The organism is Rhodoferax sp. EU05-FHT12H12 (genome assembly GCF_058791215.1).
In genome coordinates this window covers 1,001,983-1,021,584 of sequence record NZ_JBYTDI010000001.1, presented here as the reverse complement: position 1 = coordinate 1,021,584, position 19,602 = coordinate 1,001,983, and the positions used below count along the sequence as shown (strand labels likewise).

General features: G+C 64.5%; 16 protein-coding genes. 6 read left to right on the top strand and 10 right to left on the bottom strand.

What is annotated here, in order from left to right; translation table 11 throughout:
* Positions 1-30: 30 nt before the first annotated feature.
* Positions 31-423 carry a hypothetical protein gene (locus AC3WS7_RS04755; protein ID WP_492655540.1) on the top strand — a complete coding sequence of 131 codons (393 nt, stop codon included), beginning with the start codon at positions 31-33 and terminating at the stop codon, positions 421-423.
* A gap of 56 nt (positions 424-479) precedes the next feature.
* Here AC3WS7_RS04755 and AC3WS7_RS04750 read toward each other — a convergent pair whose 3' ends face one another.
* The 3 genes from AC3WS7_RS04750 to AC3WS7_RS04740 all read right to left on the bottom strand — a co-directional run bounded on the left by AC3WS7_RS04750 (position 480) and on the right by AC3WS7_RS04740 (position 4,733).
* Positions 480-1,184 carry a hypothetical protein gene (locus AC3WS7_RS04750; protein WP_492655539.1) on the bottom strand — a complete coding sequence of 235 codons (705 nt, stop codon included), beginning with the start codon at positions 1,182-1,184 and terminating at the stop codon, positions 480-482.
* A gap of 90 nt (positions 1,185-1,274) precedes the next feature.
* Positions 1,275-2,411, bottom strand: coding sequence for a sensor domain-containing diguanylate cyclase (locus tag AC3WS7_RS04745; protein ID WP_296471640.1), 1,137 nt, complete (start codon positions 2,409-2,411; stop codon positions 1,275-1,277).
* 105 nt (positions 2,412-2,516) lie between these two features.
* Positions 2,517-4,733: a molybdopterin-dependent oxidoreductase gene (locus AC3WS7_RS04740; RefSeq protein ID WP_492655538.1), complete on the bottom strand. Its 2,217-nt coding sequence runs from the start codon at positions 4,731-4,733 to the stop codon at positions 2,517-2,519.
* A gap of 206 nt (positions 4,734-4,939) precedes the next feature.
* Between AC3WS7_RS04740 and acnA the strand changes: the two genes are divergently transcribed.
* Positions 4,940-7,732 (top strand): aconitate hydratase AcnA, encoded by a 2,793-nt coding sequence (gene acnA, locus AC3WS7_RS04735; protein WP_492655537.1) that lies wholly within the window; start codon positions 4,940-4,942, stop codon positions 7,730-7,732.
* 17 nt (positions 7,733-7,749) lie between these two features.
* Here acnA and AC3WS7_RS04730 read toward each other — a convergent pair whose 3' ends face one another.
* On the bottom strand, positions 7,750-8,643 hold the full coding sequence (locus tag AC3WS7_RS04730; RefSeq protein ID WP_296471635.1) for a LysR family transcriptional regulator: 894 nt from the start codon (positions 8,641-8,643) through the stop codon (positions 7,750-7,752).
* 123 nt (positions 8,644-8,766) lie between these two features.
* Here AC3WS7_RS04730 and AC3WS7_RS04725 point away from each other — a divergent pair, with 123 nt between their 5' ends.
* Positions 8,767-9,411: an NAD(P)-dependent oxidoreductase gene (locus AC3WS7_RS04725; protein WP_492655536.1), complete on the top strand. Its 645-nt coding sequence runs from the start codon at positions 8,767-8,769 to the stop codon at positions 9,409-9,411.
* An 89-nt stretch (positions 9,412-9,500) separates the two neighbouring features.
* On the opposite strand, the gene AC3WS7_RS04720 is transcribed toward AC3WS7_RS04725, so the two are convergent.
* Positions 9,501-10,163 (bottom strand): cation efflux transmembrane domain-containing protein, encoded by a 663-nt coding sequence (locus AC3WS7_RS04720; RefSeq protein ID WP_492655535.1) that lies wholly within the window; start codon positions 10,161-10,163, stop codon positions 9,501-9,503.
* Positions 10,164-10,239: 76 nt separating this feature from the next.
* The gene (locus AC3WS7_RS04715; protein WP_492655534.1) at positions 10,240-11,700 is read right to left on the bottom strand and encodes a sensor domain-containing diguanylate cyclase; all 1,461 of its coding nucleotides are present in this window, start codon (positions 11,698-11,700) and stop codon (positions 10,240-10,242) included.
* 86 nt (positions 11,701-11,786) lie between these two features.
* On the opposite strand from AC3WS7_RS04715, the gene AC3WS7_RS04710 reads away from it, so the two are divergent.
* Positions 11,787-12,962: an FAD-dependent monooxygenase gene (locus AC3WS7_RS04710; protein WP_492655533.1), complete on the top strand. Its 1,176-nt coding sequence runs from the start codon at positions 11,787-11,789 to the stop codon at positions 12,960-12,962.
* A 67-nt stretch (positions 12,963-13,029) separates the two neighbouring features.
* Here the strand turns inward: AC3WS7_RS04710 and AC3WS7_RS04705 are convergent, their stop codons facing one another.
* Together AC3WS7_RS04705 and AC3WS7_RS04700 are read right to left on the bottom strand one after the other, a co-directional pair.
* Positions 13,030-13,962: a LysR family transcriptional regulator gene (locus AC3WS7_RS04705; RefSeq protein WP_492655532.1), complete on the bottom strand. Its 933-nt coding sequence runs from the start codon at positions 13,960-13,962 to the stop codon at positions 13,030-13,032.
* 230 nt (positions 13,963-14,192) lie between these two features.
* Positions 14,193-15,197: an alpha/beta hydrolase family protein gene (locus tag AC3WS7_RS04700; protein ID WP_296471622.1), complete on the bottom strand. Its 1,005-nt coding sequence runs from the start codon at positions 15,195-15,197 to the stop codon at positions 14,193-14,195.
* A gap of 66 nt (positions 15,198-15,263) precedes the next feature.
* On the opposite strand from AC3WS7_RS04700, the gene AC3WS7_RS04695 reads away from it, so the two are divergent.
* Together AC3WS7_RS04695 and AC3WS7_RS04690 are read left to right on the top strand one after the other, a co-directional pair.
* Entirely contained in the window at positions 15,264-16,208 is a 945-nt protein-coding gene (locus AC3WS7_RS04695) for a LysR family transcriptional regulator (RefSeq protein WP_492655531.1), read from the top strand.
* 182 nt (positions 16,209-16,390) lie between these two features.
* Positions 16,391-16,678: a hypothetical protein gene (locus AC3WS7_RS04690; RefSeq protein ID WP_492655530.1), complete on the top strand. Its 288-nt coding sequence runs from the start codon at positions 16,391-16,393 to the stop codon at positions 16,676-16,678.
* An 85-nt stretch (positions 16,679-16,763) separates the two neighbouring features.
* Here the strand turns inward: AC3WS7_RS04690 and nosR are convergent, their stop codons facing one another.
* Positions 16,764-18,143, bottom strand: a complete 1,380-nt coding sequence (gene nosR, locus AC3WS7_RS04685; protein ID WP_492655529.1) for a response regulator c-di-GMP phosphodiesterase, NosR family — start codon at positions 18,141-18,143, stop codon at positions 16,764-16,766.
* Positions 18,140-19,600: an ATP-binding protein gene (locus AC3WS7_RS04680; RefSeq protein WP_492655528.1), complete on the bottom strand. Its 1,461-nt coding sequence runs from the start codon at positions 19,598-19,600 to the stop codon at positions 18,140-18,142. The genes nosR and AC3WS7_RS04680 overlap by 4 nt, the downstream gene beginning before the upstream one ends.
* Between the last annotated feature and the right edge of the window lie 2 nt (positions 19,601-19,602).

Sequence of the window (19,602 nt, the reverse complement as noted above, 5' to 3'; positions counted from 1 at the left end):
CAGGCTCTTTTCACCTTTCAGGAGTTTCGGATGTCTGCTGTTGCTGCTTTTTCTTCTCCCCTGGGTATTCGCCGGGTGCTCTGGCTGGACGCTGTCACAGGCGCGGGTTCGGCGGCCCTGTCCTTGGGCCTACCGGGCTTGGTGTCCACCATGCTGGGCGCTCCGGTGGCGCTGGTGCAGGGCTCCGCCTGGCTGGTGTTGGTGTTTGTGGCCTTCATCGGCTGGCTGCTGGCCCGGCCCGTGCTGCCCCTGCGTGGCCTGCGTTTGCTGGCCGGGTGCAATGCGGCCTGGGTGCTGGCCAGCGTGGGGCTGGTGCTGGCGGGCGGCTTGGGGCTGACGGTGCTGGGCGTGGCCTATGTGCTGGCCCAGGCGGCGCTGGTGGCGGTGTTGGCAGCGCTGCAATGGCTGGCCTCGCGGCCTTGATGTGCTATCTATTCAGGAGCTTCTCGCGCATATACCACGGGGGCTAGAGGTCTTTTTTACTTAAAAAATCCCTTGATGGCGTTGCCCGCTTTCTCCAGTGCCGCACCCACGGAGTTCGCCAGCTTCTCAAAGTTCACCGCGATGGTCAGGCGCTTTTCCAGCGCGTTGGTGATCTCCAGGCCCAGCTCGCCGGGCGTGAGGCCGCCCTTGGCCTTGCCCAGGTCCCGCAGCTGGATATCGGGCAGGGCCACGGTGACCGTCTTGCCATCCATGACGGCCGCGCTGGCCTGCGCCTTGGCCCCGCGGATGCTGAACTCCTGCACGATCAGCTTCTTGCCCGGCCCACTGCTGGTGGACGGGCCGAGGTAGGTGGTGATGTTTTTCTGGAGGGCGTCAAAGTTGGTCATCGCCTCGCCCTTCTCATAAATCACCTCGGGCGCCAACACCACAATCTTTTTCACCAGCACCACGTCTTTGGTCAGTGAAGCCACGTCCACCTCCAGCTCGATGGTGTCGGCCTTCACCGCATACGGTGTCTTGAAGCCTGCCGGGTTGCCTACGATCAGTCCCTTGAGCGCGCCCTGTCCGTCAGCTGCCTTGAGCTTGACCGCCGCGACCTTGACCGTGGCCCCGGTCATCGCACTGCCATATTTGCCAATGGCGGCCTGCACCAGACCATCCAGATTGCCGTGTAACCACAAGGCGCCACCGGCGATGAGCAGTACCAAGACGGCAGCGAGGGCAAGCAGGGATTTTTTCATGGCGGGTCAGGACGGTGCAGTGGATGCGGACTTTGCCGCTATCGTAAAACGCGATGCACCGATTCCGTCTAGGTAGTTCCCGCGAGGCGCTTATTTGTTGGCCATCTTCATCGCGTATAGGCGTTTGTCCGCCACGGCCACCAGGGCCTCCTGGCTGGTTCCGTCTTCCGGAAAGGTGGCCAGCCCATAGCTGAAGGACAGCCGGTACTCCGCATCGCCCAGGCGCGTGGGTTTGGCGCGCAGCCTGGCCCGAATGCCGGCCACGGTTTTCTCCATCACCGGCATTTCGCTCTGGAAGTAGCAGGCAATGAACTCGTCGCCCCCCAGCCTGCCAATGACGTCCGAGTAACGGCAGGACGCGCGCAGCTCATTGGCAATGGCCAGCAGCATCTGGTCACCCGCCAGGTGGCCCCGGGAGTCGTTGGTGGCCTTGAGGCCGTCCACATCAAACAGCGCCAGCACAAACGACTCCTGCTGGCGCTGGGCACGGTCCAGCGACACCTTCAGCAGGTCCTCGAAGTAGCGACGGGTGAACAGGCCGGTGAGGGCGTCCACCTGGTAGCGTTTGATGTTGGTGGTGTAGCGCTCCCGGGCCAGCAGTCCGATCTCGATCTGGGTGCGGAACTGCTCGACGATCTCCACGTCCTGCGTGTTGTAGGTGCCGGAGACGGGGGAGTCGAGGTTCAGGATCCCGAACAACCGGCCCCCGATGAACAAGGGCGCGCTGATGACGGACTTGTACTCCCACTCCCCGGGTTTGAACACGGTTTCAATACTCCGGAAATCGTCGCTGGTGATCAGCCGGGTACCGCGGATATCGCCACCGGTGACCTGGTACAAAAAACTGTCTTCCAGTTTCAGGTGGAACTTGTCGACAAATGCTTCGGTGAATCCGCGCGATGCGGCAAAAGTCAGGTAGCCGTCGTCTCCCAGAATCAGCACCGAGCCTGTGCTGGCCGTGTTGAACACACTGAAGAGGTAATTGAGGATGGTGCGGTAGATGAGCTCGATGTCTTCGTTGAGCAGAATCTCGCGGTTCACCTGCACGTTCATCTCGGCCAGCAGCTTCAAGCGCCGCGAAGATTCTTGAAGGGCCACATAACGCCGGTGCACCAGCACCAAGCCGGCATTCAGCAGCAGCAGGCTGAGCACCAGCACCCCGGCCAATGCCGCTCCGCGTGGGCCAAACCAGGCCAGCGACGCCAAGCTAGCGGCTACGACGCCCACTTGCGCCACCGCAAATAACCCAAATCCGACCCCAAGGGGGTGATATTTCCACCGCATGGGGCTCAGTATGTCATGCGGCAAGGGACTTTCAGTCGAGTCGTGTCACTAGGCCGCCTCCATCGAGATCCCCACGCCGCCCAGCACCGCATTGCCTGACAGCGGATCGCGCAGCTGGTCGTCCAGCAGGGCGTTGATGTTGGCGCCGGGGCGCTCGGCGGCCACGCTGAGCTGGGCGCCGGGCAGGTTGTGGCCCCAGCCGTGCGGCAGGCTCACCACGCCGGGCATCATCTGGTCGCTGATCTGCACCTGGGCCTGCACGCTGCGCGCTCCGTTGCGCAGCGTGGCCATGGCACCGTCCTGCACGCCATGGCGTGTGGCGTCCTCCGGGTGGACCAAAGCGGTGCAGCGGAACGGGCCTTTGGCCAGCGTGGGCAGGTTGTGCATCCAGCTGTTGTTGGTGCGCACATCGCGCCGGCCAATGATGACCAAATCGGGCGCTGGCCGGCGCAGATCCTGCGCAGCGCGCTGCAAATCTTGTAGCAACAGGGGGGGGGCCAGCTCTACCTTGCCGCTGGGCGTGCGCAGCATTTCGGGAATGCGGGGCTGCAGCTCGCCCAGGTCGATGCCACCCGCCGCATTGGCGTCCATCACCTTGGACAAATTCAGCCCTTCCGGCTTCTGGCCGAACTGGTCTCCGTAAGGGCCGCTGCGCAGTGCCACATCCAGCGTGCGCTGCGGGCCGCGCAAGCCTTGGGTGGCTGCCACGATGGCTGCCGCGTGGGGTCCAAACATGCGCTGGGCGTCTTCTTCAAACTGGGCGTCATCCAGCGCATTGGCATCCGCCTGCGCGCCCATGCCCTTGGCGATGGCCGCGATCTTCAGCAGCGTTTGCCATTCGTCCGGCTGGCCCTCTGGCCGTGGCAGCACGGGCGGGCTGTAACGTGCATGGTTGCGCCACGACAGCTGGGGAAACGCCACGTCGTAGTGCATATCCTCCAGCGGCGAGAGCCCGGGCAGGATCACGTCCGCATGGCGCGTGGTTTCGTTCAGGTAAATGTCCAGGCTCACCATGAAGTCCAGCTGTTCCAGCGCGGCCGCCAGACGCGGGCCGTTGGGGCTGGAGAGCACGGGATTGGTGGCCACGGTGATGAGGGCGCGGATTTGCCCTTCGCCCGGGGTTTCAATTTCTTCGGCCAGGCAGGTGATGGGCAGCTCGCCGTAGACCTCGGGCGCGCCGCTCACACGTGCATGGTGGCGGCCGGTGCTCACACCCTTGCCCACACCGGGTTTGCCCGCGGTGTTGCTGGCAAACGCGGCCGACTTGGCAAACAGCATGCCGCCTTCCATGTCCAGATGGCCGGTGAGGGTGTTGAGCACGTCCACCAGCCAGCTGGCCAGCGTGCCGTATTCCTGGGTGCAGGTGCCAATGCGGGCGTACACCGCGGCGCGTGGGGTGCGGGCCAGCTGTCGCGCCAGCGCGCGGATCGTGTCGGCCCCCATGCCGCAACGCGCGGCCACGGCCTCGGGCGTGAAGGGCGCAATCGCCGCCTTGACCTCATCCGTGCCCTTGACCCACTCGGCCACCCGGCCCAGCGTCACCAGCCCTTCGGCAAACAGGGTGTGCACCATGGCTGCCAGCAAGAACACATCGGCGCCGGGGCGGATGAAGTGGTGCGCGTCCGCCATGGCCGCGGTCTCGGTACGGCGCGGGTCGATCACAATGAGCTGGCCACCGCGCGCTTGCAGTGCTTTGGCCTTGCCCTTGAAGTCGGGCACGGTCCACATGCTGCCATTGCTGGCCAGCGGGTTGGCGCCAATCACCAGCAGCAGCTCGGTGCGGCTGATGTCGGGTAGGGCGGTGGACAGCCAGTGGCCAAACATCAGCCCGCTGGCCAGCTGCTTGGGCATCTGGTCCAGCGTGGAGGCGGAAAACACATTTTTGGTGCCCAGTGCACGCGCCAGCTTGCCAAAGTAGGTGAGCAGGCCGATTTTGTGCGCCGACGGATTGCCCACGGCCACACTGGTGGCGTTGGGCCCGTGCGCCGCCATGAGGGGCGGCAGGCGCTTTTCGATCTCTGCAAAGGCTTCCTCCCAGGTGGCCTCCACAAACACGCCATTCCTTTTGATGCGCGGCGTGCGCAGGCGGTCGGGGTCTTCGTGCAGGTCTTTCAGGGCCACCGCCTTGGGGCAGATGTAGCCGCGGCTCAGCACGTCGGCCTCGTGCCCGCGGATGCTGACGACCTGCTGGTCGCGTACCTTGATCTCCAGGCCGCAGCAGGCCTCGCACAAGGGGCAAATACGGTGGTGGGTGGTTTCGGTCATGGTGTCTCTCTCGGGTCGCGTTTTTTGCACATTTACGCATGGCGCGCAGGGCTTGTCGATAACACAGGCGACATGCTGCGCTGATCCGCTTGGACGCGCGGACTTCCCGGAATCCATGCAGGGTTGAAGCGGCCGGTACTGCACGCACCTGGCAATCGCGCCACAATGGGCCCAGTGTGTTTGTCACCCCGTTACAGGAGAGTTCCATGCCCCACGCTTTTGCCTCCACCCTCAAGAACTTCAAGACCGCGTCTGGCAAGGCCGGCAAGTTCTACTCCCTGCCCGCGCTGGCCAAACAGTTCCCCAACGTGAACCGCCTGCCGGTGTCCATGCGCATCGTGCTGGAGAGCGTGCTGCGCAACTGCGATGGCAAAAAGGTGACGGCCGAGCACGTGGCCGAAGTCGCCAACTGGCGCCCCACTGGCCACCGCACTAACGAGATTCCATTTGTGGTGAGCCGCGTGGTGCTGCAGGACTTTACCGGTGTGCCACTCTTGGCCGACCTGGCTGCCATGCGCAGCGTGGCCGTCAAGCTGGGCAAGAACCCCAAGCGCATTGAACCGCTGGTGCCGGTCGATCTGGTGGTGGACCACTCGGTGATGGTGGACCACTACGGCAAAAAGAATTCGCTGGATCTGAACATGAAGCTGGAGTTCCAGCGCAACCGCGAGCGTTACGAGTTCATGAAGTGGGGCATGCAGGCGTTTGACACCTTCCGCGTGGTGCCGCCCGGCTTTGGCATCGTGCACCAGGTGAACCTGGAGTACCTGGCGCGCGGTGTGCACAAGACGGCCAAGGATGTCTATTACCCCGACACGCTGGTCGGCACCGACAGCCACACCACCATGATCAACGGCATTGGTGTGGTGGCCTGGGGCTGCGGCGGCATTGAGGCCGAGGCGGCCATGCTGGGCCAGCCGGTGTACTTTTTGACGCCCGATGTGGTGGGCTTTGAGCTGACCGGCCGCCTGCGCGAAGGCGTGACCGCCACCGACCTGGTGCTGACCGTGACCGAGATCCTGCGCCAGCACAAGGTGGTGGGCAAGTTTGTGGAGTTTTATGGCGAAGGCACTGCCTCGCTGGCACTGCCGGACCGCGCCACCATTGCCAATATGGCGCCCGAATACGGCGCCACCATGGGCTTTTTTCCGGTGGACGAAAAGACCATCGAGTACTTCACAGGCACCGGCCGTACCAAGGTCGAGATCGAGGCGTTTGCGGCCTACTTCAAGGCGCAGGGCCTGTTTGGTGTGCCCAAGACGGGGGACATCGATTACTCGCAAGTGGTGAAGCTGGACCTGGGCAACGTGACGCCCAGCCTGGCCGGCCCCAAGCGCCCGCAAGACCGCATCGAGCTGGGCCAGGTGGCATCGCAGTTCAAATCGCTGTTCAGCAAGCCCAACAGTGAGAACGGCTTCAACCAGCCCGCCGACAAACTGGACCGCCTGTACTCCGCCGGCCCTGCGGTGGTGGACGCCACTTACCCCGGCAAGGAGCCCTTGCCCCTGCTGGTGCAAAACGGTGACGTGTTGATTGCCGCCATCACCAGTTGCACCAACACCTCCAACCCCAGCGTGCTGCTGGCGGCGGGCCTGCTGGCCAAGAAGGCGGTGCAGGCCGGCCTCACGGTGCAACCCCACATCAAGACCAGCCTGGCGCCCGGTTCGCGCATCGTCACCGAGTACCTGACCGAGGCCGGCCTCTTGCCCTACCTCGAAAAACTGGGTTTTGCACTGGCCGGCTATGGCTGCACCACCTGTATCGGCAACGCGGGCGACCTGACGCCCGAGCTCAACGAGGTGATTACCAAGAACGACCTGGTCTGCGCCGCCGTGTTGTCCGGCAACCGCAACTTCGAGGCGCGCATCCACCCCAACCTCAAGGCCAACTTTCTCGCCAGCCCGCCGCTGGTCGTGGCCTATGCAATTGCCGGCACCGTCAACCGTGACCTGATGACCGAGCCGGTGGGCAAAGGCAAGGGTGGCAAGGACGTGTACCTGGGCGACATCTGGCCCAGCAGCGACGAGATCTACAAGCTGCTGAAGTTTGCGATGAAGGGCCGGGCCTTCCGCGAGAACTACGCCAAGGTCAAGACCGAACCCGGCAAGCTGTGGGACAAGGTCAAGGGCGTGTCCGGCCAGGCCTACAACTGGCCCACCAGCACCTACATCGCCGAGCCACCGTTTTTTGCAGATTTTGCTATGGATTCCATAGCTGCTCGCGCAAGTAGTACGGGTGCTACAGGCATAAATGGCACTGAAACTGCCGTGCAGGGCGCGCGCATCATGGCGCTGTTTGGCGACTCCATCACTACCGACCACATTTCGCCCGCGGGCTCCATCAAGGAAAGCTCCCCCGCCGGCCAGTGGCTGCTGGCGCACGGTGTGCACAAGGCCGACTTCAACAGCTACGGCGCGCGCCGTGGCAACCACGACGTGATGATGCGCGGCACCTTTGCCAACGTGCGCATCAAGAACCTGATGATTCCGCCCGACGCCGCTGGCTCGCGTGAAGAGGGCGGCGTCACGATCTACCAGCACGACGGCCCCGACCTGGGCCACAAGATGGCCATCTTTGATGCCGCCATGCAGTACATGGCCGATGGTGTGCCCACGGTGATTTTTGCGGGCGAGGAATACGGCACCGGCTCCAGCCGCGACTGGGCGGCCAAGGGCACCCAGCTGCTGGGTATCAAGGCCGTGGTGGCCAAGAGTTTTGAGCGTATCCACCGCTCCAACCTGGTGGGCATGGGCGTGTTGCCGCTGCAGTTCAAGGGGGCGGACTCCTGGCAGTCGCTGGGCCTCCAGGGCAACGAGGTGATTGATGTGATCCCCGATGCGAAGCTGACGCCGCAGAGCGACGCCACGCTGCGCATCACCCGCGCCGACGGCAGCACCCAGGAGCTGACGCTGACGCTGCGCGTGGACACACCGATCGAGGTGGACTACTACCGCGCGGGCGGCATCCTGCCCTTTGTGTTGCGCCAGTTGCTGGCCTGAAGGCCAGCCCGGCACCGCTACACGGTCAGGGTGGCAAAGTGCTGGACCAGCAGGTCCAGTGCATGGCGCACCTTGGCGGGCTGCTCGCCGCGGCGCACGGTGATGGCATAGGCGTCGTAGTCCGGCGGGCGCCAGTCGGGCAACACCGGCACCAGGCGGCCGTCCGCGAGGGCGCGGCGGTCGTCGTCACTCAGCACAATGCTGATGCCCCAGCCCGCCACACACAAGGAGTGCAGGGCGGTCACCTGCGTGGCCGATGCGCGCGAGGTGACCTGCACACGCGCCACTTGCCCGTCGCTGCTGTGCAGTTGCAACACCTCTTGCGCCGCCGTGTGGGGGCGCCCGCCCAGCCAGTCGTGCCGCGCCAGATCGTCGGGGTGCTGGGGCCAGCCGCGCGCGGCCAGGTAGGCGGGCGACGCACACAGCTGCGCCCGCAGCGTGCCCAGTTTGCGCGCCACCAGGCTGGAGTCCGGCAGGCTGGCCACCCGCACCGCAATGTCCACCCGCTCGCCAATCACGTCCACCAGCGCATCGTCCATCAGCAGGTGCAGGCTCAGCTTGGGAAAGTTGCGCAGCGGCGCCAGCGCGGCGGCCAGCACGCTGCCAAAACCAATGGGCGCCGCAATGCGCAGTTCGCCCTCGGGCTCGTCACGGTGGTGTTCCAGCGCCTGGTTGGCCGCGCGGGCCGCGGCCACCATGGCGGTGCAGCCTTCTACATACCGCGCCCCGGCCTCGGTGAGCGTGAGCTTGCGGGTCGATCGGTGCAGCAGCGCCAGACCCAACGCGTCTTCCAGCTGGCGCAGGTGCTGGCTCACCGCCGACGGCGTCATGCCCAGCTGGCGCGCCGCACCACTCAGGCTGCCCGCAGCCACCACCTCGGCAAACACGGCCATGCGTTTGAGCTGGTCCATGCGTTTCCTTTGATTCGTTAGTTTTACTTCACAGTCAAAGCGAAATTTACCGTCTATTCAGGTTTTGGTGAAGTAATCAAACTAGAGGCTTCTGTTTCAACCCGTTTTCACAGGAGTTTTGTCATGAAAATCGCTCTGATTGGCGCCACCGGTTTTGTCGGCACCCCCGTATTGGCCGAATTGTTGAGCCGTGGCCACCAGGTCACCGTGCTGGCCCGCAACCCCGGCAAACTGGCCGCCCAGCCCGGCCTGACCGTGGTGCAAGCCGATGCGCTGGACGCCGCCCAGGTGGCCCAAGCTGCCGCCGGCCATGACGCCGTGGTCAGCGCCTACAACCCCGGCTGGACCGAGCCCAAGATTGCCGAAATCTTCCTCCAGGCCACCCACGCCATCTTTGCTGGCGTCAAGCAGTCCGGCGTGAAACGCTTTTTGATGGTGGGTGGTGCAGGCAGCCTGTTTGTGGCGCCCGGCGTGCAGCTGGTGGACACGCCCGAGTTCCCCGCCGAATACAAAGTGGCCGCCGGCGCCGCGCGTGATGCGCTGACGCTGATCCAGAAGGAAACCAGCCTGGACTGGACCTTCCTGTCCCCCGCCATGCTGCTGAACCCCGGCGTGCGTACCGGCCAGTACCGCGTGGGTGCCGATGCCCCCCTGTGGGCCGAAGGCGGCGCCCCCGGCAGCATCTCGGTGCAAGATATGGCCGTGGCGATCGTCGATGAGATCGAGAAGCCACAGCACATCCAGAAGCGCTTTACCGTGGCGAACTAAAGGCCAGAGTCCCCACGCTCCGCCGCTGAGTGAGGCGCTACCCCTGAGGGGCCAAGCCGCCTTGGGGCGGCCCGGGGGCGTGGTGCTATTTAGTGCGCGTGCCCATGGTGGTCATGGTCCCCGCCATGTGCCGCCCCAGCCAGCTCTCCCCGCGCCTGCCGCCACACCTGCCAGCCGCCTTGCAACGCCAGCGCGGCCATGCCCAAGGCTACCAGCAGGTCGGGCCAGCCGCTGCCGGTGCCCAGCACGCCCAGGGCGGCCAGCATCACGGCGATGTTGCCAATGGCGTCGTTGCGGGAGCACAGCCAGACGCTGCGCATATTGGCGTCGCCCTCACGGAACGCATAGAGCATCCAGGCCACGGCAATGTTGGCCGCCAGGGCCAGAAAACCCACCACCCCCATGGTGGTGGCATCGGGCACGCTGCCTTGCCACAGGCTCCACACCGCGCGGCCCAGCACCAGCAGGCCAAAGCCCATCATGCTGACCGACTTGAGCAGCGCGGCGCGTGCGCGCCACGCCAGGGCGGCGGACAGCACCGCCAGCGAGACGCCGTAGTTCAGCGCGTCGCCGGCAAAATCAATCGCATCGGCCAACAGCGACAGCGAGCCCGAGCGCCAACCGGCCAGCAACTCCACGCCAAACATGGCCGCGTTGATGAGCAGCGCCGTCCACAGAATGCGGCGGTAGCGTGCGGGGTTTTGCAGGGTGTGGGCGGCTGGGGTGTCGTGTTCGCAGCAGTGTTGGCTCATGGTGTTTTCCTGTTGATGCTTGCATTGGAAACCCTAAAGCCGCTACAGAGTCAACACCCCTGTTGCGCGGCGGGTTTCAGTTGCTGCGTCGGCGTTCCAGCTGGGCCAGCTCGTAGTAGCGTGTTTTGGCTTCAAACATGGCCTGGTCTGCCGCGTGGATGGTGGGCTCGACTTCAGCCGCACTGCTGCAGCATGCAATGCCAATGGCCAGGCTGAGCTTTTGCCCGGGGTAGAACTGGTTGTTCAGGTCCAGCATGGATTCGATGCGCTCCTTGAGCCCGTTGGCCGCGCGTTCATCGCTACCCGGCATCAGCGCCACAAACTCGTCGCCACCAATACGCGCCATGCACAGCGGCTGCTGGTCGCCAGCGGCCTTGGCCAGCACCTCGCCCGCGCGGCGCAGCAGGGCGTCGCCGGCCGCGTGGCCCTGGGTGTCGTTCACCGCCTTCAGGCCGTTCAGGTCCATGGCCACAATGGCCAGCGGCCACGGCCCCTTGCGCGAGATGCGGTTGAGTTCTTCCACATAGAAGGCGCGGTTGCGCAGGCGGGTGAGCGCATCGTGTTTGCCCAGGTATTCCAGGTAGGCCTCGGCCTTCTTGCGCGCGGTGATGTCCACCAGCGATACCAGCACCATGTCCCAGTCGGCCTCGTGGCCGGGCATCACGGCAAACTGCATGTGGATGTTGATGAGCTCACCGCTCAGCGAGTAGTTCACCACCTCGCGGGTTTGCATGGTTTTGTTGTTCCACAGGTCCAGCAGCTGGTCGGCAAAGGAGTCGTGCATTTCGCCCTTGAACACCAGGTCCAGCTTGCCCAGCAGGTCGGCGCGGTCGGTGGCGGCGAACATGTCCAGCGTGTGCTGGTTCACCTCCAGCACACGGATTCGCTCCATGCAGCGACCCACAAAGTCGGGGTGCACACTCAGGAACACCCGAAAGTCCTGCACCCCCGAGTGGCGCACTTCGTCCATCAGCTGCTTCACGCCGCTGAAGTCCTCCACCCACAGCGATACGGGCGAGAGATTGAACAGGTTGCGCGCGTGCTGCTCGCTGCGCTCCAGCAGCTGGCGTGCCTGGGTGTGGGTCGTCATGTCTTGCAGCGAGACCATCACGCGGTTCCAGCGGTCCTCGTGGCCTTGCAGAATGCGCACATGGATCTGCACATCCATGCGCCGCCCGTCCAGCGCGTAGTTCACGCTTTGGCTGGAAAACTCCAGTGCGCCATTCCACATCTGGCACAGCTCGCCCACGATGCGCTCGAACATGTCACCCCGAAACACCTCGGGCAGGCGGCTGATCAGCTCGTTCTGGCTGCTGGCGCCAAACAGGCGCAGGGTTTGCTGGTTGACCTGCAGCACCTGGTAACACTGCGAGCACTGGGCCGCCCGCGCCGGGTCGGCGCGCAAATGGGCCTCCAGGTCGGTCACGCCCTGGGCGCGCCACTGGTCAAACAGATCTTTAAGGGCGCTGTAGTCCTCCAGCCACAGGGAGATGGGGGCGGAGTCAAACAGCAGTTCAAAGTCGGTGGCAGAGGTCATGGTCCGGGACAGAAAGAAGACGTCACAAGCAGTGTAGCTGCGCAAGGTCAATGTCGGGCCCTGCGCAGGGCATGGACAATGGCCCCATGGACAAAGCAATGGTGATTGTGGGCGGGGGTATTGGCGGGCTGGCCAGCGCGCTGGCGGCTGCGCGCGCGGGCCTGCCAGTGCGGCTGCTGGAGCAGGCGCAGGCCTTTGGCGAGGTGGGCGCTGGCATCCAGTTGGGGCCCAATGTGGTTCGCGTTTTGCAGGGCTGGGGCTTGGGTGATGCGCTGGCCCGCGTGGCGGCCTTCCCGGCCCAGTTGGAAGTGCGCAACGCCTTGAGTGCCGAAACCCTGGGCGTGTTGCCGCTGGGAGAGCGGGCTGTGGCCCGCTATGGTGCGCCCTATGCCACGGTGGCCCGTGCCGACTTGCACGCATTGCTGCTGCAGGCCGTGCAAGCCCACCCGGTGGCGCTGCAGCTGGCAACCACGCTGGCCCGGGTGCAGCAAGATGCCGATGCCGTGCACCTGCAAACGGCAGCGGGAGACAGCCTGACAACACCTTTGCTGGTGGGTGCGGACGGCCTCTGGAGCCGGGTGCGGCAAACCCTGATGCCGCATGCGCAGCCGCGCTCCACGGGGCACCTGGCCTTCCGGGCCATGGTGCGCCAAGACAGCTTGCCTGCCCCGCTGCGCAGCCAGGTGGTCACCGCCTGGCTGGGCCCGAAATTCCATGCGGTGCAGTACCCGGTGCGCGGTGGTGAATGGCTCAATGTGGTGGCCATTGTGCAGGGCCATGTGGAGGGTGACCCGCAGTCCTGGGACCACAGTGCCAATGCGACCGAACTGCGTGCACGCCTGGCCAATGCGCAGGCGCCGCTGCTGGACCTGATCTACGCGCTTGACGACTGGCGCCTATGGCCGCTGTACGACCGCCCGCCCATGGCCAGTGCCGCGGAGCAGGCACAGGGTCGCATTGCGCTGCTGGGCGATGCCGCCCACCCCATGCGGCCCTACCTGGCGCAGGGGGCTGGCATGGCGATTGAGGACGCGCAGCAGCTGGTGGCTTCGCTGCTGGCCCAGCCCGCCCATGTGCCCGCTGCGCTGGCGCATTACGCCCAGACCCGCTGGCAGCGCAATGCACGCGTGCAGGCGCGCGCCATCCGCAATGGCCAGATTTTTCACTTGCGGGGCCCGGCACGGCAGGGGCGCGACGCATCTCTGCGCCTGCTGGGAGCACGCCTGCTGGATGTGCCCTGGTTGTACGGCTACGGTGCTTGATTTGCTATTTATTTAGTAGCTGCTTGCGCAATAACCACAAGGGCTAGAGCACTAAAAGGCTTGTATTTCAGCGCAACAGGCTGGCCCCTTGCCAGTGGCCCGTGCTGCACAGCTCGCGCACCAGCGCCAGCGTCACGCCTTCCACCGCCTTCGACGCAGCCGAGCCCGGAATATGGCCCGAGGCACACAGGGCCAGCGTGCGCGTGAGTGGCGGGCTGCTCACCTTGGTGGCGTGCAGCAGGCCTGTGGTGATTTCGTGTTCAAACGGCATCAGCGGCAGCAGCGTGCGCCCCAGTCCGGCCAACAGGGTGGTGCGCAGGATGCTGATGGAGCTGATGTCGGCCTCCACCTGCGGCGGGGCCAGGCCGGCACGCGCGGCCGCGTTGTGAATCGTGGGGCGTACGCCGTGCGGGCTGGCCGGCAGGGTCAGCGGCAGGGCCAGCGCCTGCTTGAGGCTGATGCTGGCCCGGCGCTTCTTGCCGTCCTGCGCGGGTTCGATCAAATACAGCTGCTCGCGGAGCAGTGGTGTGGCAGCAAACTCGGACAGCTGCCCGTCGTCAAACAGCACGGCCAGTTGAATCTGGCCGGTGCGCAACTGCTTGCTGAGGTTGCCGGTCAGCTCCTCGGTCAGCTCTAGCTGCACCTGGGGCAACTGCTGGCGCACCGCCCGCAACAGCGGCAGGGCCAGTGCGTTGGACACGCTGTGCGGAATGCCAAACACCACCTTGCCACTGGGCGCCACACTGTCGCTGCGCGCGCTGGCCATGGCCTCGTCCGCCTGGCGCAAGATGGACACTGCGTGCGGATGGAAGCGGCTTCCCGCCTCGGTCAGCTCTACGCCGCGGCGTGAGCGGTGGAACAGGGGCACCCCCAGCTCGTCCTCCAGCTGGGCCACCTGGTGGCTCAGCGCCGACTGGGCAATAAACACGCGCTGCGCCGCCTTGGAAAACGAGCCGCTGTCGGCAATGGCAAGAAAGTAGCGAAGTTGGCGCAGTTCCATGGGGCGTATGCAGAGTAGGCCGCCATCGTAGCCTATCCATCTTGATTCAAGATGCTTGCATATGAAATGCATATTGGACAGATGGATGACTGCACCGTCTAATCGCTTCACCCACTCTGCTGCCTCGCACTCTTTGGCTACCCGCCAGAGAGCCAGCCGGACCCGGCGCTGCAGGCAGCAGGGGCACCCCGTACCCGGGGTGTCGCTGGTGGGTTGCAGGCCGGCGCGTCTCAGCCTTTGAGCTGCGGCACGGCCGCCTCGATGTCATCCAGCAACCGCGGCCACAGGCGTTCGCCAATTTGCCGGCGGAAGGGGCCAAAGTGGCCAATGTGTGGCACGCCCAGGTCGGCCGGTGTCACATGGCGCAGCTCCGCCACCCCGGGCGCAGCGGCAAAGGCCTGCTGCAGCGCCTCCACCACACGGCGTGGGCCAAACACCTTGTCGTCGCTGATGGCCCACAGGTGCGCGGTACCGGTCCAGCGGTGGGCCGTCACCTCCACCGTTGGGTCGCTGGTGAAGTAGCCCGGCATCAGGCCCCAGCGGCTCCAGTCACGCGCGGCAGCAGCCGGCAGGTCTTCGCCCCCGCCAATGGCCCAGCCCGGCAGGCCACCCAACAGGCGCACGCACAGTGGCAGCCAGAAGCCGAAGAAGAACAGGGCGCCCATGCGCTGGTGCCAGCGCGGCCACAGGCGCCAGAACGGCAACTGCGCCGCCACGCCAATGGCTGCGTCCAGGTCTTCCACGCCCTGGCATTGCGCCAGTGCATGACCGCCCAATGAATGGCCTACCCACAGCGTGGCCAGCGGCGCACCGGCGCCAGCCCGCGCACGGTGCTGCACGGCCGCCAGCGCGGCCTGCAGGTCTTGCTGCATCCAGTCGCGCATGCTGATGGTGTGGGCTGGCTGCGCGGCCAGGCGCGACTCGCCAATGCCCCGGTAGTCCAGTGTGATCACGGCGTAGCCGCGCGTGCTGAGCCAGCGTGCAAAGGCCCGGTAGTAGTGGCGCGGCACGGCGGTGGCCGGCGCCATCAGGGCCACGGCGCGTGCGTGCGGGTGCGGCTCAAACACCGTGGCCCAGAGTTGGGTGCCGTCCTGCGCGGTCAGGCACAGGTCCAGTTCTGCATGGCCCTGGCCTGGGGGGCCTTCAAACGCCTGGGTCAGGTGGTGCATGGCGGGCGTCATGTTGGCCCGGGGCAGCCAGCGTGATGCAATGTCTTGGGTGTTGGTGGAGTTCATGGCGCCATCGTCCGTGGTTTGCGGGTGCTTGACTAGACGACGCACTGCATGCACTCTGTCAACGTTATGGAACCAAAGAAACCCCAACACCCCACGGTTCAACCGGGCCAGGCGCTGGACGCCGACGCACTGGAGCTGTTTGCCCGTGTCGCCCGCGCCGGCAGTTTTTCATTGGCAGCACAGCAGGTGGGGCAGACGCGGGCCGCGGTGAGCCGGCGCATTGCTTCCATGGAGCAACGCACCGGGCAAACGCTGTTCTTGCGCACCACCCGTTCGCTGGCATTGACAGCGACCGGCCGCCGCCTGCTGCCCCACGCCATGGCGGTGCTGGATGCTGCGGCCCAGGCCCGTGGCACGCTCACCTCGGTGCGGGCCGGCCTGGCCGGTAGCCTGCGCATCACGTCTCTGCCCAGTTTTGGCACCACCGTCTTGCCGTCCTTGTTGCTCAAGTTTCGCGAACTGCACCCCGAGGTGAACTATGACCTGCTGCTGTCGGACCGGCGGGTCGACCTGCTGCGTGAGGGAGTCGACATCGCGTTTCGGGTCACGAGCAAACCACCGCCGGATTGGGTGGCCCGGCCCTATTTGCATTTTTATGTCGGGGCCTGGTGTGCGCCGGGGCAGTGGGAGCCACTGCAGCACCCGGACCAACTGACCCCGATGCCGCTGCTTCTGCTCGGTCCGGTTTCCAGCAACCCCGAGATGCACTGGGTGCGCCGCGACGGCGGCGCCTCCGCCATCTGCCCGCGTGCGCCCGCGGCGGTGCAGAGCGACGACCTGACCGTGCTGGTGCGCCTGGCCGAAGGTGGCATGGGGGTGGTGCTGGCCCCCAGCTACTGCGTGCAAGACGCTGTGGCCGCCGGTCGGTTGGTGGAGCTGCTGCCCGGCTGGAACCTGAACATCCGGCAAGGCAATGCCGTGCAACTGCTGACCCTGCCGCGCCCGCAGCTGGGGGCGGTGGCACGGGCGTTTGCCAAGTTTGTGCAGGACAGTGCAGAGCAGCAGGGCTGAAGATTGCTATAAAAAGAGAAGCTGCTCGCGCAATAACCACCTGGGCTAGAGGCCGTTTTCGTTTGGAAATCCCAAGGTTAGGCGCTTTTGGGCGGCACCGCCGACCCAGACTGCAGGCGCGCCATGGTGTCCATAAGCTCGTGCAGGATGGCAGCCACGCACTTTTACGTTAGGCTCGTGCCATGGCTAAAGCACTTGTCAGTCTTTACGTGATCGCCGTCCTTGCATTGCTGGCGACTGCCGTCGCCATTTGGCGCCTGCAGTGCGAGAGCTTTGGGTGCATGGGCGTAGGGGTCGCCTGGTTTGCTTGGGCAATCGCGTTCTGTGTTGTCTTTGTCCTGGGGCTGTTCGCCCGCAACAAGGCGACGTTGGTGGCAGCTTTCGCGCCAGTATGCAACGCTGCTTGGTGGCTCCAGCTGCTGCTGGGCGTGGCCCTTGTCGCGGCCTGGGTGGTCAAGAAGGTGATGTAGCGGTGTGCCGCGATTTGTTCTGCAATTTGGGTTACAGCCATTTTTCTTGAGAGTTTTGGCGCGACGCGTTCGCGATTAATTTGTGTCATGCCGCGGTCGCATCGTCGTCTGTCGGGATCTTCACGGCTGGCGGCACATACCCTTTGGGCACCTGGATGTAGGCGGTGAGTTGCATGCCGTTGAAGCGTTCGTAGTCCATGATTTTGTCAATCAGGCGTTGGTCCAGCACGTGTTTGGCCGATAGCATGAGCAGTCCATTGGGAGTGATCAGGTCGCGCGCGAGCACCATGCCGGGTGTCAGCGCAGAGGAGAGCGCTGCCATCTCGTCATAGGGCGATTTCTGCAGTTCCGGTTTGGGGGTCGTGGGCCAGATGGTTTCCTTGAATGCCTCCACCACGCGCGGGTCATAGCGTTTGCCACTGCCATGGACGATGATGATCTTGGACTCGCCAGGGGTCAGGCATCGCTGGGTCAGGGTGCCAATCTGCATGTTGTCGTAGTCGCTCGCCAGGATCAGGATGCGCGCTCCCAGGGGGATGTCCTCCCCCGCCAGGTGGGTCGGAAAGCCGGAGCCGTCGAAGCGCTCGAACTGGGCGCCAATGTATTCGGCCGATTTCTGCAAGTCTTGCAGTGGCATGAGCAACTGCTCTGCGTGCAGCGAGTGCTTGCGGTAGGCGTCCAGCTGCTCCGGCGTCATCATCGCCACGGGGGTGCCAAGCAGCTCGTCCGGAAACCCTACCTTGCCGATCTCATGGAGCAGGCCGGCGACAAACACCTCCTGCACCTGCTTGCTGTCCAACTCCAGCTTCTGTGCGATCTTGCGGCACAGGTCGGCCACGCGGCGGGAGTGGCCTGCCAGGTTGCCGCCACGCATTTCGATCAGCGTGGAGAACACCTTGATGGAGGTGATGAAGTTGTCCTTGAGCCTGTCGTTGGCAACCTTGAGTTCTGTCGTGCGTTCGGAGACCTTGGTCTCCAGCGAGGCATTGAGCGCCTGCAGCGCTTCGTTCTGCTGTTGGGTCAGCACTTCCAGCCGGGCTTTCTCCAACACCAGCGCCTGTCGCTCCAGGGCCTGGCGCACGATGAGGCAGATGTCGGTGTCGTCCCAGGGCTTGGTGATGTAGCGGTAAATTTCGCCGCGGTTGATGGCACCTATGGTGGAGCTGATGTCGGCGTAACCGGTGAGCAGCAGGCGCACGGTGTCGGGCCAGCGCTGTTTGGCCTGCTCCAGGAACTGGGCGCCATCCATTTCGGGCATGCGCATGTCCGAGATGATGAGGTCAACCTTCTGCGTGGCCAGCACCTCCAGCCCGGCCTTTCCTCCCTCTGCAATGTGGACCTTGTAGCCCTGCCCGCGGAACAGGCGCCGCAGGGCAGAGAGGATGTTGGGCTCGTCGTCCACGCACAGAATGCTGAACGCGGAAGTGCTGTCGCTGCTGCTGGGGGCGGGCGTGTCAAGGCTCATAAGGGGGCGTCGGATTCAGGAGGTTGGGGTTGCAGCAGAGGCAGTGTCACGCGGAAAGTGGTGCCTTTGCCCATTTCGGTTTGAACATCAATGCTGCCGTTGTGTTTTTGCACGATGCCGTACGACAGCGACAGGCCCAGGCCGGTGCCCTTGCCGATGGGCTTGGTGGTGTAGAAGGGATCAAAAATCCGGGGCAGTACCTCCTTGGGAATGCCACTGCCCGTGTCGCTTACCTCAAACCAGACCTTGTCGTCCTGCTGGCCCGAGCGCAGGGTGATGACGCCGCGCTCCGGTCCCATGGCATGGGCGGCATTCACGATCAGGTTCAGCACCACCTGGTTGATCTGCGAGGGCATGCATTGCACGTCGGGAATGGAGCCCAGTTCGCGCACCACATCGGCCTTGTATTTCACCTCGTTGTTGACCACGTTCAGCGTGGTTTCAATCCCGTGGTTCAGGTTGGCAAACTGCCAGTCCAGGGTCTTGTCCACATGCGAGAAGTCTTTGAGGTCCTGCACGATTTCGCGTACCCGCACAATGCCTTCGCGCGACTCCTTCATGAGGGTCGGGATGTCCTCTTGCAGAAAGTCCAGCTCGATGCTGTCGCGCGCTTGCTTCAGTTCGGTCTGCATGGCCTTGTCGCTGGTTTTCTGCTCCCATTCGGCATACACCTCCAGCATGTGGAACAGGTCTGCGAGGTATTTTTCCAGTGTGCCGAAGTTGGAGAAGATGTAGCCAATCGGGTTGTTGATCTCATGCGCCACACCGGCCGCCAGCTGCCCGATGGAGGCCAGCTTTTCGGACTGGATCAGGTGCTCATGGGCTTCGGTCAGTTTGGCGTTGAGGGCATTGAGCTCGTTGTTGCGGTTCAACAGCGTTTGCTCAGCCGCTTCGCGCTGGGCCACGTCATCGCGCAATGTCTGGTTCACCTCGGCCAGCTGCGCTGTGCGTTGTTCCACCACCAACTCGATTTCGGTTTGTGCCTTCAGCAAGGCGGCTTCGGCAATCTTGCGCTCCGAGATGTCTTGCAGAGTCTCAATCGCACCGATCAGGTTGCCGTGCTCGTTGCGCAGCGGTGCCGCCGTGAAAAACAGCCAGCGCCCGCCTTGCCCCAGCGTGGGAAAGAAGCCCTCGGCCTCGTAGGCGTCCGGAATCAGCAAAGAGGCGCGGTATTTGTTCTGGTACAGGTCGTCGATGATCTCCTTCATGGCACCGTCCACGATCAGGTCCGCCATGACCGGACGGTCGTAGCCGTAGAAGACCTGGCCCAGCCCGACTTTGCCGATGTAGTCCTGCGCGGCAATGCCCAGGGTGGTGGCACAGGCCTTGTTCATGTGGGTGACCACATGGTCGGCATTGATGATGAAGGTGGCCACCGGGCTGCCTTCAAAAAAAACTGTCTGGTCAATGCTTCCAAAGCCCAGTCCGGTTGGCAAGGTGGTGCTGTGGGCGTCCATGT